Source organism: Streptomyces sp. NPDC058240 (assembly GCF_042882135.1).
In the GTDB taxonomy this organism is placed as follows: domain Bacteria; phylum Actinomycetota; class Actinomycetes; order Streptomycetales; family Streptomycetaceae; genus Streptomyces.
This window is the reverse complement of sequence record NZ_JBHVWT010000027.1, coordinates 69,854-86,960: the sequence shown is the minus strand read 5'-3', so window position 1 is coordinate 86,960 and position 17,107 is coordinate 69,854. Positions and strand designations below refer to the sequence as shown.

The following is a 17,107-nucleotide window of genomic DNA, read 5'->3' as shown; positions in this document are numbered from 1 at the left end:
CAACCCCCACCACCCCACCCAACACCTCCTCCACACCCTCCACCCCACAACACCCACCCGCCCCACCGCACACACCACCACCCACACCACCACCGGCTCCGAACTCGCCACCCGGCTGCACCGCCTGGACGCGACGGAGCGCGAGCGCGCCCTGCTGGACCTCGTACGCACGCACGTCGCCGGAGTGCTGCACCACGACAGCGCGAGCGCCGTCGACGCCCGGCGCGCGTTCACCGAGATCGGTTTCGACTCGCTCTCCGCCGTGGAACTGCGCAACAGGCTGAACAAGGCGACCGCCCTGCGGCTGCCCGCGACTCTCGTCTTCGACTACCCGACACCGCAGGCACTCGCCGAGTACCTGGGCGACAAGCTCTTCGGCGCGGCCCCGGCCTCGACCGCGACCCCGGTCGTCCCGTCCGGTGCGGCCCCCGACGAGCCCATCGCCATCGTCGGCATGAGCTGCCGCTTCCCCGGTGGCGTCAACTCCCCTGAAGATCTCTGGCAGTTGCTCGCTGAAGGACGCGACGGCATCTCACCCTTCCCCGAAGACCGCGGCTGGAACGTCGACGACATCTATGACCCGGAGCCCGGCAAGTCCGGCAAGACCTACTCACGTGAGGGCGGTTTCCTGCACGACGCGGCGGACTTCGACGCCGAGTTCTTCGGCATCTCCCCCCGCGAAGCACTGGCCACCGACCCCCAGCAACGCCTGCTCCTGGAAGCATCCTGGGAAGCACTCGAACGCGCCGGACTCGACCCCCACACCCTGCGCGGCAGCCGCACCGGCGTCTTCGCCGGCATCATGTACCACGACTACGCCTCCCGCCTCGGCAACTCCCCACTCCCCGAAGGCGTCGACACCTACCTCGGCAACGGCAGCCTCGGCAGCGTCGCCTCCGGCCGCATCTCCTACACCCTCGGCCTCGAAGGCCCCGCGGTGACGGTGGACACCGCGTGCTCGTCGTCGCTGGTGGCACTGCACTGGGCAATCCAGGCGCTGCGCAACGGCGAATGCTCGCTGGCCCTGGCCGGCGGCGCGACCGTGATGTCCACGCCTGACACCTTCATCGACTTCAGCAGGCAGCGCGGTCTGGCGCACGACGGCCGCATCCGTTCTTTCTCCGACTCGGCCGACGGCACCGGCTGGGGCGAGGGTGTCGGCATGCTGCTGGTGGAGCGGCTCTCCGACGCCCAGCGCAACGGACACCACGTACTGGCAGTCGTACGAGGCAGCGCCGTCAACCAGGACGGCGCAAGCAACGGCCTCACCGCACCCAACGGCCCCTCACAACAACGCGTCATCCACCAAGCCCTCCACAACGCCCGCCTCAACCCCACCGACATCCACGCCGTCGAAGCACACGGCACCGGCACCGTCCTCGGCGACCCCATCGAGGCACAAGCACTCCTCGCCACCTACGGCCAGAACCGCCCCGCCGAAAGCCCCCTGCGGCTCGGCTCCATCAAGTCGAACCTGGGACACACCCAAGCCGCCGCGGGCGTGGCCGGAATCATCAAGATGGTCATGGCGATGCGCCACGGCATACTGCCCAAGACCCTGCACGTGGACGAGCCGTCATCGAAGGTGGACTGGACGTCCGGACAGGTGGAACTACTCACCGAGGCGATGGCCTGGGAGAGCGAGGGGCCGCGAAGGGCGGGCGTCTCGTCGTTCGGGATCAGCGGCACCAACACCCACGTGATCATCGAAGAGGCACCGCAGGAGGAGACGGCGGCGGAACCTCGGGATGCTGAGGTGCCGGTGCTGCCGCTGGTGTTCAGTGCCCGGACCGATGGCGCACTGCGGGCGCAGGCAGCCGGCCTGCTGGACCTGCTGGAGGGGACGGACGCCCCCGAGCCAGTGGATGTCGGGCTCGCACTGGCCACGACCCGCGCGCAGCTGGAACGCCGCGCGGTCATCACCGGTGCAGGGCGCGATGAGCTGCTCGCCGGACTGCGGACACTCGCGGCCGGCGAGGAAGCGGCAGGGACCGTACTGGGCACGCAGGTTGAGGGGCGGCTGGCGTTCCTGTTCACCGGACAGGGCGCGCAGCGCACCGGGATGGGCCGTGAACTCGCCGAGGTCTTCCCGGTGTTCGCGGCCGCACTCGACGAGGTGTGCGCACACCTCGACCCGCTGCTGGAACGGCCGCTGAAGGACGTGCTGTTCGCGGCGGAGGGCTCGGCGGAGGCTGCACTGCTGGACCGTACGGAGTACGCCCAGCCGGCCCTGTTCGCCATCGAGACGGCGCTGTTCCGGCTGGCCGAGTCGCTGGGGGTACGCCCCGACCTGCTGGCCGGGCACTCCATCGGCGAGATCAGCGCCGCGCACGCGGCCGGAGTGTTCTCGCTGGCCGACGCGTCTGCTCTGGTCGCGGCGCGCGGCCGCCTGATGCAGGCGCTGCCCGACGGCGGTGTGATGGCGGCCGTCCAGGCCACCGAGGACGAGATCCTCACCATTCTCGACGGAGTCGAGGACGCGGCCATCGCCGCCGTCAACGGACCCCGCGCGATCGTGGTCTCCGGCGCTGCGGCCTCCGTGGAGAAGGTGGTGGAGGCAGTACGGGCGCAGGGCGGCAAGACGTCGCGTCTGAAGGTCTCGCACGCCTTCCACTCCCCGCTGATGGACCCGATGCTGGACAAGTTCCGCACTGTGGTGTCGGGCCTCAGCTACAGCGAGCCCCGTACCCCGGTCATCTCGACCGTCACCGGACGCACCGCCATGGCAGGGGAACTCACCTCACCCGACTACTGGGTGTCCCATGTCCGCGAGGCGGTCCGCTTCGCCGACGGCGTGCAGACTCTGGCCGGCGAAGGCGTCACGACGTTCCTGGAGGTCGGCCCGGACACGGTCCTGACCACCATGGCCCCCGACGCCCTGCCCGACGACACCACGGCCGCATTCATCCCGCTCCTGCGTCGCAACCGCCCCGAGGAGGCCGAGACCCTCACAGCGCTGGCCCGCCTCTGGACCGTCGGCCACACCGTCCACTGGCCGGCCCTGCACACCACAGGAACCGCCCGGCACGTCGACCTCCCCACCTACCCCTTCCAGCGCCGGCACTACTGGATCAACGCGGTGGCCGAGCAGGCCGACGTGTCCGCCTCCGGCCTCGCTCCCGCGCAGCACCCGCTGCTCGGCGCCGCCATCACGCTGCCGGAGTCGAGCGCGGTGGTCCTGACAGGACGCATCGGTCTCCAGACCCACCCGTGGCTCGCCGACCACGCCGTCATGGGCACCACCCTCCTGCCCGGCACCGCTTGCGTCGAACTCGCCCTGCGGGCGGGCGACCAGGTGGGTTGCGGCCTGCTGGAAGAGCTCACCCTCGAAGTGCCGCTCGTCCTTCCGCCGCAGGGCGCCTGCGACCTCCGGGTGTCCGTGGGTGAGCCCGACGAGTCCGCACGGCGGCCGGTCAACGTGTACTCGCGAGTCCAGGACGCGGCCTCTGCCGACGCCTGGACCCGGCACGCCAGCGGTCTGCTCGCCGTCGGCGCGAGCGCGTCCCGCTCCGGGGCCGATCTGAGCGTATGGCCGCCCGAGGGCGCCGCCCCCGTCGATGTGAGTGAGCTCTACTCGACGCTGGCCGCCGACGGCCTGGAGTACGGCCCGGTGTTCCGGGGCCTGCGCGCCGCCTGGCGCCGCGACGGTGACGTCTTCGCCGAAGTTGCCCTGCCCGAAGAGGCGCACGGCGACGCCGGTGCGTTCGGTCTCCACCCGGCCCTCCTCGACGCCGCACTCCACGCCACCGAGCTGGTGGGCGGCGACAGCCGGCAGCTCGGACGCGGCGCGGCCCTGCCGTTCGCGTGGAGCGACGTGTCGCTGCACGCCTCGGGGGCGACCGCGCTGCGGATCCGGGTCGCGGCGGTCGACGGCAGTGCGGACACGACGTCGCTGGACCTGGCCGACGCGGCCGGAGCACCGGTGGCAACCGTCCGCTCGATGGTCGCCCGGCCGGTGTCTGCCGAGCAGATCGCGACGGCGCGTGGCGGTTCGCTGCCGCTGTACCACGTGGAGTGGACCCCGATCCCGACGGAAGGCGCGAGCGAGGGTACCGGCACCAGTTGGGCGGTGCTCGGTCCGGATGCTGACAAGTGGGCCTGGGCAGGCCTGGCTTCGTACCCGGACCTGGCTTCGCTCGGCGATGCGGTGCCACCGGTGGTGCTGCTGCCGTGCCCGGTCGTCGAGTTCGACGCCACGGACCCGGACGGCAGGACGACGATGCCGGAGCGGCTTCGTGAGGTCCTCGGCGATGTACTGGGCACTCTGCAGCAGTGGCTGGCGGAGGAGCGGCTGTCGTCCTCGCGGCTGGTCGTCGTGACTCAGGACACGGATGGCCCGGGAAGCATGATCAATGCGGCGGTGGGGGGGCTGGTCAGGTCGGCCCAGGAGGAGAATCCGGGCTGCTTCGTACTGGCCCGCTGGGACGGCTACGAGGCCTCGGCCCGTCACTTCCCGGCCGCGGTCGCCAGTGGTGAGCCGCAGGTTTCGGTCCAGTCGGACGGTGTGTACGCGGCCCGGCTGGGACGCGTCGCACCCGATGTGACGGCCGTCGGCTCACCCGCCCTCACCGGTTTCGAGGACTGGGGCCCCGAAGACACCCTCCTCATCACCGGCGGCACCGGCGGACTCGCCACCCTCATCGCCGCACACCTCATCACCCACCACCACATCAAAAACCTCACCCTCGCCAGCCGACAAGGACCCCACGCACCAAACGCCACCCAACTCACCCAACACCTCACCCAACTCGGCGCCCACATCACCCTCACCACCTGCGACGTCAGCAACCCCACCCAACTCACCCAACTCATCAACAACACCCCCCACCTCAAAGGCATCATCCACACCGCAGGAACCCTCGACGACGCCACCCTCACCAACCAAACCCCCCACCACCTCAACACCACCCTCACCCCCAAAGCAGACGCCGCCTGGCACCTCCACCACACCACCCAACACCTCAACCTCACCCACTTCATCCTCTACTCCAGCGCAGCCGCCACCCTCGACGGCGCAGGACAAGCCAACTACGCCGCCGCCAACGCCTTCCTCGACGCCCTCGCCACCCACCGCCACACCCAGAACCAACCCGCACACTCCCTCGCCTGGGGACTCTGGAACACCAACCACGGCATGGCCACACACCTCACCCAGACCAACCTCAACCGCATGAACAACGGCCCCCTCCTCCCCCTCACCACCACCCAAAACCTCACCCACTTCGACACCGCCCTCACCACCACCAACCACCCCACCCTCCTCCCCATCAAACTCAACCCCCACCACCCCACCCAACACCTCCTCCACACCCTCCACCCCACAACACCCACCCGCCCCACCGCACACACCACCACCCACACCACCACCGTTGATCCCTCCTCGCTGGAGCAGCGGCTGGCACCGCTCGCCGACGACGAGCGCCGCCTCCTGCTGGAGGACATGATCTGCGTCGAGGTGGCCGCGGTGCTCGGGTACGCCGACGCCTCGTCGCTCGACCCGGCGCGGTCGTTCCAGGAGTCCGGATTCGACTCGCTCACCGCGGTGGAGCTGCGCAACAGGCTCAAGAAGACCACCGGTCAGCGCCTGTCCGCCACGCTGGTCTTCGACTACCCGACGCCCCAGACCCTGGCGAGCTACCTGCTGGAGGAACTGCTGCCGGAGATCGAGGAGATCCGGGCGCAGCAGCAGGTGCCGGCGGCGGACGGGAACGAGGACAACGAGGACGAGGACACGCTGCGCCGGGTGCTCGGCTCGGTGCCGCTGGCCCGTATCAGGGAAGCCGGCCTGCTGGACGCACTGCTGGCGCTGGCCCCGTCCGGGCTCCCGGCACAGAGCGCGGAAGCGGCGCACCGGAATGCCGAGGCCGAAGGCGACCAGAGCGACGCGATCCTGGCGATGGACATCGAGGACCTCGTACGCGAGGCGTTCGAGCGCAGCGACTCCGAACAGCCTGAGTGACCGCGCGGGCTCCGGCCCCGCCAGTTCCGCCGTCCCTGCCGTCCCCGTCGTCTCCGGTTCCACCGGGGTCGACGGGGACGGGGCACTGTCCGGACGAGGGGACGGAGCACCGTCCGGGCGAAGCGACTCAAGTGACACGAGCGACCGAGGAGTGCGAGTGACGACCGTGGATACACCTGTCCAGAAGATCGCAGAGGCGCTGCGCAAATCGCTGCTGGAGAACGAGCGGCTGCGCCGGCGCTATGACGAGGCCACGGCCGCCGCTGCGGAGCCGGTGGCGATCGTGGGCATGAGCTGCCGCTTCCCGGGAGGGGTGGAGTCTCCGGAGGACCTGTGGTCGCTCGTCGACTCGGGCACCGACGCGATCACCGGGTTCCCGGACAACCGGGGCTGGGACCTCGACGGGGTGTACGACCCGGACGGCGTACGGCCGCACACCAGCTACACCGGGCAGGGCGGATTCCTGCACCGGGCGCCGGAGTTCGACCCGGCGTTCTTCGGGATGAGCCCGCACGAGGCGACCGCCACAGACCCCCAGCAACGACTGCTGCTAGAAGTCGCCTGGGAGGCGTTCGAGCGGGCCGGAGTCGATCCACACAGCCTGACGGGCAGCCGGACCGGGGTGTACGCAGGCGTCATGGCCACCGACTACCCGGTGCGGGTGGGCACGGTGCCCGAGGGTGCCGAAGGATTCATGGTCACCGGCACCGACGGCAGCATCGTGTCAGGACGGATCTCCTACACCCTCGGTCTGGAGGGGCCCGCCGTATCGATCGACACGGCGTGCTCGTCCTCGCTGGTGGCGCTCCACCTGGCCGTGCAGGCGCTGCGCCAGGGCACCTGCTCGCTGGCCCTGGCCGGCGGCGTCACCGTGATGTCCACGGCCCGTACGTTCGTGGAGTTCAGCCGGCAGCGCGGGCTGGCCCTCGACGGCCGCTGCCGGTCCTTCGCCGACGCCGCCGCCGGTACGGGCTGGGGCGAGGGCGCCGGCATGCTCGTACTGGAGAAGCTGTCCGACGCGCGCCGCAACGGCCGCCGCATCCTCGCGGTGGTACGCGGCTCCGCGCTGAACCAGGACGGTGCCAGCAACGGCCTCACCGCCCCGAACGGCCCCTCGCAGCAGCGGGTGATCCGCCAGGCCCTGGCCGACGCCGGCCTGTCCACCGGGGACATCGACGTCGTGGAGGCGCATGGCACCGGCACCGTGCTCGGCGATCCCATCGAGGCACAGGCCCTGATGGCGACGTACGGCAAGGGGCGTCCGGCCGACAACCCGCTGTGGCTGGGCTCGGTCAAGTCGAACATCGGGCACACCCAGGCCGCCGCAGGCGTGGCCGGGGTGATCAAGTCGGTGATGGCGCTGCGGCACGGCATACTGCCCAGGACCCTGCATGTGGATGCTCCGTCCACCAAGGTGGACTGGGAGGACGGCGCGGTGAAGCTGCTCACCGAGCCGGTGCCGTGGCAGCGCGACCGCCCCCGCCGCGCGGGGGTTTCCTCCTTCGGCCTCAGCGGCACCAACGCGCACGTCATCATTGAGCAGGCGCCCGAAGCCGAAGCGCCCGCGGTGGCCGCGCCGGACACCTCGGCCGCGCTGCCCTACCTCATCACCGCGAAGAGCGCAGCGGCGCTGCGCGCCCAGGCCGACCGGCTCGCCGAGCGGGTCGCGGCCGACCTCGGGCTGCGCCCCGCGGACCTCGGGTACTCCCTGGCGACCACCCGTGCCGCGCTGGAGCACCGGGCCGTGCTGGTCGCCGACGGCCGGGACAGCCTGCTGGCGGGGCTGCGGTGCACCGCCGACGGCGACACCCCGGACAACCTGGCGAGCGGCATCGCCGCCGGCCGGGCCAAGGTCGCGTTCGTCTTCCCCGGGCAGGGTTCGCAGTGGGCCGGCATGGCCCTGGAACTGCTGGACCGGGCACCGGTGTTCGCCGAGCGGATACGTGCCTGCGCGGACGCCTTCAGCCCCTACGTCGACTGGGACCTGCTCGCCGTACTGCGGGGCGAACCTGACGCGCCCATCCTCGAACGCGTCGACGTGGTCCAGCCGGTGCTGTTCTCCGTGATGGTCTCGCTGGCTGAACTGTGGCACGCCAACGGTGTGAAGCCCGCCGCGGTGGTGGGCCATTCGCAGGGCGAGATCGCCGCGGCCTGCGTCGCGGGCGCCCTCTCCCTCGAAGACGCCGCCCGCGTGGTGACGCTGCGCAGCCAGGCCATCGCCCGCCGGCTGACCGGCCCCGGCGGCATGATGTCGGTGTCCTCCCCCGCCGAGCAGGTCGCCGAGCGGCTGCGCCGCTGGGACGGCCGGCTGTCCGTCGCCGCGATCAACGGCGCCGGTTCGGTCGCCGTCTCCGGTGACTCCGACGCATTGGACGAGCTCCTCGCCGAGCTCCAGGCCGAGGACATCTGGGCGCGCAGGATCCCGGTCGACTACGCCTCGCACTCCGCCCATGTGGAGTCCATCGAGCAGGAGTTGCTGGAAGTACTGGCGGACATCACGCCCCGCCCCTCGCGCATCCCGTTCTACTCGACGGTGACCGCGTCGCTGATCGACACCGGCGAGCTCGACGCCTCGTACTGGTACCGCAATCTGCGGCAGACGGTGCGCTTCGAGGAGACCACCCGGGCCCTGCTCGCCGACGGCCACGGCGTCTTCGTCGAGGCCAGCCCGCACCCGGTGCTGTCCATGGGCATCCAGGAGACCGGCGAGGCGGCCGGGCGGCCCACCGCTGCCATCGGTTCGCTGCGCAGGCATGAGGGCGGCATGGACCGTTTCCTGCTCTCGCTCGGCGAGGCCTGGGTGCAGGGCGTGGCCGTGGACTGGGAGTCGTTGTTCACGCCGTACGCCCCGGCGTGGGTCGACCTGCCCACCTACCCGTTTCAGCGCCGGCCGTACTGGCCGCGACCGGACGCGGGCGGTGCGGATGTGACCTCGGCCGGGCTCGACGCCGCCGACCATCCGCTGCTGGGCGCGGTGGTGGGGCTGGCCGACGCGGACGGGGCGCTCCTGACCGGCCGGATCGGCCTCGACTCCCACCCGTGGCTGGCCGACCACGCGGCCGGCGGCACGGTACTGCTGCCCGGCACCGCGCTGGTGGAGCTCGCCGTACGCGCCGGTGACCAGGTCGGCTGCGGCCGGGTCGACGAACTCACCCTGACCGCACCGCTGTTGCTGTCCGAGAAGGGCGGCGTCCAGCTCCAGGTGTTCGTGGGCGTACCGGACGCGACCGGACGGCGACCGGTCGCCGTGCACTCGCGCCCGCTGACCGCCCCCGGAGCGGAGAACACCGACGGCGCCGAGACGGCATGGACGGGGCACGCCAGCGGCTTCCTCGTGTCCGAGACGGCGCCGGATGCGGGCGCGGCTGCCGACACGTCGGCCGTCTGGCCGCCCGAAGGCGCCACCGCGCTGGACGTGACGGACCTGTACGAGCGGCTCGCTGACCAGGGCTACGGCTACGGTCCTGCCTTCCAGGGGCTGCGCGCCGCCTGGCAGCGCGGCGACGAGGTGTTCGCGGAAATCGCCCTGCCCGAGGACGCCCGCGCCGAGGCCGCCAGGTTCGGACTGCACCCGGCGCTGCTGGACGCGGCCCTGCACGCCGCGGGCCTCGGCCCGTTCGACACTTCTTCCGACACCTCCGACGGACAGATCCGGCTGCCCTTCAGCTGGAGCGGCGTGAGCCTGCGAGCCGTGGGCGCGGCCGCACTGCGGGTACGGGTCTCCCCGGCCGGCGACGACGCGGTGAGTCTGCGTCTGGCGGACGCGACGGGAGCGCCGGTCGCATCCGTCGACGCGCTGATGCTGCGTCCGGTCGCGCTCGGCGGACTGTCGGCCACCCCGGCACCGCACCGCGACTCCCTGTTCCAGGTGGAGTGGCAGGCGGCGGCGAAGGCGGGCGAAGCGGCATCGGCACGCGCGGTGCCCTGGGCTCTCCTGTCCGAGGACGAAACCGCAGACTCTGCCGTGTCCGCCGCGCTGCTGCCGGCCGGCGACGCAACGCGCACCGACGGGCCGGACGGGCCGGCACCGGAGGTGCTGGTTCTCCCCTGCCCGCCGGTCGACATCACGGACGCGGAGCAGGTGCCGCAGCGACTGCGCGAAGTGCTCGGCACCGTGCTGGCCGCACTGCAGCAGTGGTCGGCCGAGGACCGGCCGGTCTCTTCCCGGCTGGCCGTGGTCACGCAGGGCGCCGCAGGCCCCGAGGGGCTGCCGGTGGACGTCGTCGGTGCGTCGGTGTGGGGTCTGGTGCGCGCCGCACAGGCCGAGACGCCGGACTGCTTCGTCCTGGTCGATTCGGACGGCACGCCGGAGTCCGCGCGGCAGCTCGCCGCCGCGGTGGTGTCGGGTGGTGAGCCGGAACTGGCCCTGCGCAACGGCGAAACCTACGTACCCCGCCTCGTACGAGCCACCACACCCCACCCCGACACCTCAACCACCCCCGCCCTCACCGGTTTCGAGGACTGGGGCCCCGAAGACACCCTCCTCATCACCGGCGGCACCGGCGGACTCGCCACCCTCATCGCCGCACACCTCATCACCCACCACCACATCAAAAACCTCACCCTCGCCAGCCGACAAGGACCCCACGCACCAAACGCCACCCAACTCACCCAACACCTCACCCAACTCGGCGCCCACATCACCCTCACCACCTGCGACGTCAGCAACCCCACCCAACTCACCCAACTCATCAACAACACCCCCCACCTCAAAGGCATCATCCACACCGCAGGAACCCTCAACGACGCCACCTTCACCAACCAAACCCCCCACCACCTCAACACCACCCTCACCCCCAAAGCAGACGCCGCCTGGCACCTCCACCACACCACCCAACACCTCAACCTCACCCACTTCATCCTCTACTCCAGCGCAGCCGCCACCCTCGATGGCGCAGGACAAGCCAACTACGCCGCCGCCAACGCCTTCCTCGACGCCCTCGCCACCCACCGCCACACCCAGAACCAACCCGCACACTCCCTCGCCTGGGGACTCTGGACCCAGAACACCAACATGACCACCCATCTGACGACGGCAGACGTCGAGCAGATGGCAAAGTCCGGCGTGCGCGGCCTGTCCGGAGACGAAGGCCTCGCTCTCTTCGACACCGCCGTGTCCAGCGGGACGCCTGTCCTGCTGCCGATCCGGCTGGACCTCAAGGCGCTGCGCGAACGCCCCGGCGACCTGCCACCGCTGCTGAGCTCTCTGGTACGCCCCGTGACCCGGCGCTCCGTAGCGTCCGCGGCTGCGGACGGCGGCGACACGCTGGCCCACCAGCTCCTGCGGATGTCCGTGCCCGAACGCGACCGCCTGCTGCTGGATCTGGTACGTACTCAGGTCGCCGGCATTCTCGGTCATGAGAGCGGCGACGCCGTCGACCCGGACCGCGCGTTCAAGGACCTGGGATTCGACTCGCTCGCCGCTGTGGCACTGCGCAACCGTCTCGGCACGGCGGCCGGAATCCGGCTGCCGGTCACCCTTGTCTTCGACCACCCCACACCGGTCGCCCTGGCGGAGTACCTCCGCACCGAACTGATCGGCACCGACGAGCCCCAGAACACCGGCCCGGTCGTCACCCCGGGCGCGGCCCCCGACGAGCCCATCGCCATCGTCGGCATGAGCTGCCGCTTCCCCGGCGACGTCAACTCTCCCGAAGACCTTTGGGCGTTGCTCGCCGAGGGACGCGACGGCATCTCACCCTTCCCCGAAGACCGAGGCTGGAACATCGAGGAGATCTGCGACACCAGCGGGCTGCGGGCGAACACCAGTCACTCACGCGAAGGCGGTTTCCTCTACGACGCGGCGGACTTCGACGCCGAGTTCTTCGGCATCTCCCCCCGCGAAGCACTGGCCACCGACCCCCAGCAACGCCTGCTCCTGGAAGCATCCTGGGAAGCACTCGAACGCGCCGGACTCGACCCCCACACCCTGCGCGGCAGCCGCACCGGCGTCTTCGCCGGCATCATGTACCACGACTACGCCTCCCGCCTCGGCAACTCCCCACTCCCCGAAGGCGTCGACACCTACCTCGGCAACGGCAGCCTCGGCAGCGTCGCCTCCGGCCGCATCTCCTACACCCTCGGCCTCGAAGGCCCCGCGATGAGCGTCGACACGGCGTGCTCGTCGTCGCTGGTCGCACTGCACCTCGCGGTGCAGGCGCTGCGCAACGGCGAATGCTCGCTGGCCCTCGCCGGCGGGGTCTCGGTGATGTTCACGCCGGAAACGTTCATCGACTTCAGCAGGGCGCGAAATCTGGCACCGGACGGCAGGACGAAGGCGTTCGCCGGAGCGGCGGACGGCACGAGCCTCTCCGAGGGTGTCGGCATGCTGCTGGTGGAGCGGCTCTCCGACGCCCAGCGCAACGGACACCACGTACTGGCAGTCGTACGAGGCAGCGCCGTCAACCAGGACGGCGCAAGCAACGGCCTCACCGCACCCAACGGCCCCTCACAACAACGCGTCATCCACCAAGCCCTCCACAACGCCCGCCTCAACCCCACCGACATCCACGCCGTCGAAGCACACGGCACCGGCACCGTCCTCGGCGACCCCATCGAGGCACAAGCACTCCTCGCCACCTACGGCCAGAACCGCCCCGCCGAAAGCCCCCTGCGGCTCGGCTCCATCAAGTCGAACCTGGGACACACCCAAGCCGCCGCGGGCGTGGCCGGAATCATCAAGATGGTCATGGCGATGCGCCACGGCATACTGCCCAAGACCCTGCACGTGGACGAGCCGTCATCGAAGGTGGACTGGACGTCCGGACAGGTGGAACTACTCACCGAGGCGATGGCCTGGACCGGTGAAGAGCCCCGCCGTGCGGCGGTGTCGTCGTTCGGGATCAGTGGTACGAACGCGCACGTGATCCTGGAACAGGCACCGGCACCGGCACCGGCCGAGACGGCCGGGCCGAAGCGCGGTGACACCACCGGGCCGGTGCTCTGGCCGGTGTCCGGCGCCAGCCCGGACGCGCTGCGCGCCCAGGCAGCCGGCCTGCTCAACCTCCTGGAACGCACCGACGCCCCCGCCCCGGCCGACATCGGGTACGCCCTGGCCGCCACCCGCGCACACCTGGAACACCGCGCCGTCATCACCGGCACCGACCCGGCAGAACTCAGCACCGGACTGCGCGCCCTGAGCCAGGACACCCCCGCCACCGAACTCGTCCGCGCAGTCGCCCGCACCAGCGGCAGGACCGCCTTCCTGTTCACCGGACAAGGCGCCCAACGCCCCGGTATGGGACGCGAACTCGCCGCAGCCTTTCCGGTGTTCGCGGCAGCCCTGGACGAGGTGTGCGGGCACCTGGACCCCCTGCTGGACCACCCCCTGAAAGACGTGCTCTTCGCTCAGGAGGGTTCGGACCTGGCGGTGCTGCTGGACCGGACGGAGTACGCCCAGCCCGCCCTGTTCGCTGTCGAGACGGCCCTGTTCCGCCTGGTGGAGTCGCTGGGTGTACGCCCCGATCTGCTGGCCGGGCACTCCATCGGCGAGATCAGCGCGGCGCACGCCGCCGGCGTGTTCTCCCTCGCCGACGCCTGCACCCTGGTCGCCGCGCGCGGCCGCCTCATGCAGGCCCTGCCCGACGGCGGCACCATGGCCGCCCTCCAGGCCACCGAAGACGATGTCCGCACCCACCTCAACGGCGTCGGCAACGCGGCGATCGCAGCGGTAAACGGCCCTCGCGCAGTGGTGGTCTCCGGCACGGCGGCCTCCGTCGACAAGGTCGTGGAAGCGGTACGCGCCCAGGGCGGCAAGACCTCGTACCTGAAGGTCTCGCACGCCTTCCACTCCCCGCTGATGGACCCGATGCTGGACGAGTTCCGCACGGTGGTGTCGGGCCTCGCCTACAGCGAGCCCCGTACCCCGGTCATCTCGAACGTCACCGGACGCACCGCCACGCCGGGTGAGCTCACGTCCCCCGACTACTGGGTGACCCACGTCCGCGAAGCCGTCCGCTTCAACGACGCCATACGCGCCCTGGCCACCGAAGGCATCACCACCTACCTCGAAATCGGCCCCGACACGGTCCTCACCGCCATGGCCCCCGACGCCCTCCCCGACGACACCACAGCCACATTCATCTCCCTCCTGCGCCGCAACCGCCCCGAGGAGGCCGAGACCCTCACCGCCCTGGCCCGCCTCTGGACCAGTGGGCACACCGTCAACTGGCCCGCCCTGCACACCGGCCGCCCCGCCCGCCCGGTCGATCTCCCCACCTACCCCTTCCAACACCGGCGCTACTGGCTGGAGTCCACCCCCGACACCGGCGACGTCACCACCCTCGGCCAGGACTCCGCCCAGCACTCCCTGCTCGGCGCCGTACTCCACCGCGCCGGCACCGACGAATCCATCCTCACCGGCCGCGTCTCACTCCAGACCCACCCCTGGCTCGCCGACCACGCCATCGGGGACACTGTGCTCCTCCCCGGCACCGCTCTCGTCGAACTCGCCATCCACGCCGGTGACCACACCGGCACCCCCCACCTCGAAGAGCTCACCCTCCAGGCGCCGTTCGTTCTCGCCCCGGAGCAGGCTCTCCAGCTCCAGATCACGGTCGGGCCCCCTGACACGTCCGACCGCCGCACCCTCACCATCCACTCACGCCCCCAGTCCGCGGACGCGGCCTGGACCCAGCACGCGGAAGGCACTCTTACCGCCCAGTCCCCCACGCCCGACGCCGACTCCGCCCTCACCACGTGGCCGCCGGTCGGCGCCCTGCCCATCCCCCTGCACCACACCTACGAAGACCTCGCCACCCAGGGCTACCACTACGGCCCCGCCTTCCAGGGCCTCAAGGCCGCCTGGCACCATGACAACGCCGTCTACGCCGAAGTCGCCCTCCCCGAAGAGGCCCACGGCGATGTGGGCGCGTTCGGGCTGCACCCCGCCCTCCTCGACGCCGCACTCCACGCCGCCGACCTGGGCAGCGCCGACGTCCACGACGACGAACCCGAGCAGTCGGGCATGCTGCTCCCCTTCGCCTGGCAGGGCGTGACTCTCCACGCGTCCGGCGCGACGCGGCTGCGGGTGCGGATCAGCCGTACCGCCGCCAACGCGCTGTCCGTCGTCGCAGCCGACCCACAGGGCGAGCCGGTCGCCTCCGTACAGTCCCTTGTGCTGCGTGCCCTCAGCACGGAACAGCTGCTCATCTCCAGCAGCGGCCCGCACGGTGGCCATCAGCCGCTGTACGGCGTGGACTGGCTGCCGGCTCCGCTGCCCGCACCGGCCGTCGGGAGCGCGGACGTCCTCACGATCCGTCCGGTCGGCGCGTACCCCGGAGCGGCCGAGTGGCTGGCGGGTGCCGAGGCGCTCCTGCCGGCCGAAATACCGGCCGACGTACTGGTCCACTGCGACGACGAGCCCGATGCCGGCGCCGCGTCGTCCGCAGCGGTACGCACCGCCACCGGCCGGGCGCTGATTCTGCTCCAGCGGTGGCTTACGGACGAACGGTTCGCCTCGTCCCGGATCGTCGTCGTCACCCGGCGCGCCGTCGCCGCGTCCCGTCCCGGCGAGGAGGCCGAGGACGTGCTCGACCTGGCAGGCTCGGCGGTCTGGGGCCTGGTGCGCGCGGTGCGCGAGGAGCACCCGGGCCGGGTGGCGCTGGTGGATGTGGACGGTACGCCGGAGTCACGGAAGGCGCTGTCGGCAGCCGTGTCGATCGGGGAGCCGGAGGTCGCCCTGCGTGGCGCTGCCGCGCTCGTCCCCCGGCTCGTACGGGTCGCCACCGGTGCGGACCGTACCGACCGCGCGAGCAGCCAACTCGACGCCGACGGAACCGTATTGGTCACCGGAGGAACGGGCGGCCTGGGCAGTGCCCTCGCCCGTCATCTCGTGACGGCACACGGCGTACGCCACCTGTTGCTGCTCAGCCGCCGCGGTCCGGCGGCCGAAGGGGCCGACAAGCTCGCCGCCCAACTGGCCGACCTCGGCGCGAGCGTCGACATCGTGGCCTGTGACGCGGCGGACGAGGACGAACTCTCCGCGGTCCTCGCGCGCATTCCGGCCACACGTCCGCTGACCGGCGTCGTGCATGCCGCCGGTGTACTGGACGACGCGACGCTGGCCTCGGTGACACCCGAGCAGTTCGAGACGGTACTGCGCCCCAAGGTGGACGCGGCGCTCAATCTTCACCGGCTGACGGCGGACGCGGAGCTGGCGGCGTTCGTGCTCTTCTCCTCCGCGGCGGGCACGCTCGGCGCGGCCGGGCAGGTCAACTACGCCGCCGCGAACGCCTTCCTGGACGCGCTGGTCCAGCATCGGCGGGCGCAGGGGCTCACCGGGCTCTCGCTGGCCTGGGGTCTGTGGAACGCGGAGACGGGGATGGGCGACCAGCTCGCCGACGCCGATCTGCGCCGGATGGCGCGCTCCGGCATGCGGGCGCTCGCGGCGGACGAGGGCCTGGCCCACTTCGACGCCGCGCTCGCTCGGGGCACGTCCGGGCGGCCGGTACTGCTGCCGATGGCTCTGGACATCACCCGCGCCCGTACCGGCAGCGGCACCGACGGCGTACCGGCGATGCTGCGCGCACTGGTACGGGCCCCGTCCCGCCGGGCCGTGGACAACGGCGGCGGAGCGGCGGCCGAGTCACAAGGCACCCTGCTGGTGAGCCAGTTGGCGTCGCTGTCGGCCGAGGAGCAGGAGCGGACGCTGCTGCACCTGGTGCGCAGTCACACGGCCGAGGTGCTCGGTCACGCACGGGGCCAGGCAGTTGATCCGCTGCGAGGGTTCGTGGAGCTGGGCTTCGACTCGCTGACGGCTCTGGAGCTGCGCAACCGGCTCGGCAGTGCCAGTGGGCTCCGGCTGCCGTCCACGCTGATCTACGACCACCCGACTCCGCTGGCCGCGGCCCGGCATTTGCGGGCCGAACTGGTCGACGACGGTGCCGCCCAGGGTTCGTCGCTGGAGGCGGAACTCGCCGGCCTGGAAGCCGCCATGAGCGGCGCCGCACCGGACGAGGCCGAGCACGCCAGGGTCGCGGCGCGGCTGCGGGCGCTGACGGCGCAGTGGGGCGAGGTCTCCGAGCCGGAAAGCCGGCAGACGCCGGCCGATGACCGGGCGGCGTTGGAGTCGGTCTCCGCCGATGAGCTGTTCGACATGCTCGACAGTGAGCTGGAAACCGACTGACCACGCGTCAGGCACATGGTGAG

The 17,107-nt window shown here is 71.4% G+C and carries 1 protein-coding gene and 1 pseudogene; both read left to right on the top strand.

What is annotated here, in order from left to right; translation table 11 throughout:
- Positions 1 to 5,959: type I polyketide synthase (locus ACFVX4_RS30070; protein ID WP_389983038.1), on the top strand; the 5,959-nt coding region annotated here is incomplete at its 5' end.
- A 187-nt stretch (positions 5,960 to 6,146) separates the two neighbouring features.
- Positions 6,147 to 17,084 (top strand): annotated as a pseudogene (locus tag ACFVX4_RS30065) (SDR family NAD(P)-dependent oxidoreductase); the annotation flags it as partial.
- Between the last annotated feature and the right edge of the window lie 23 nt (positions 17,085 to 17,107).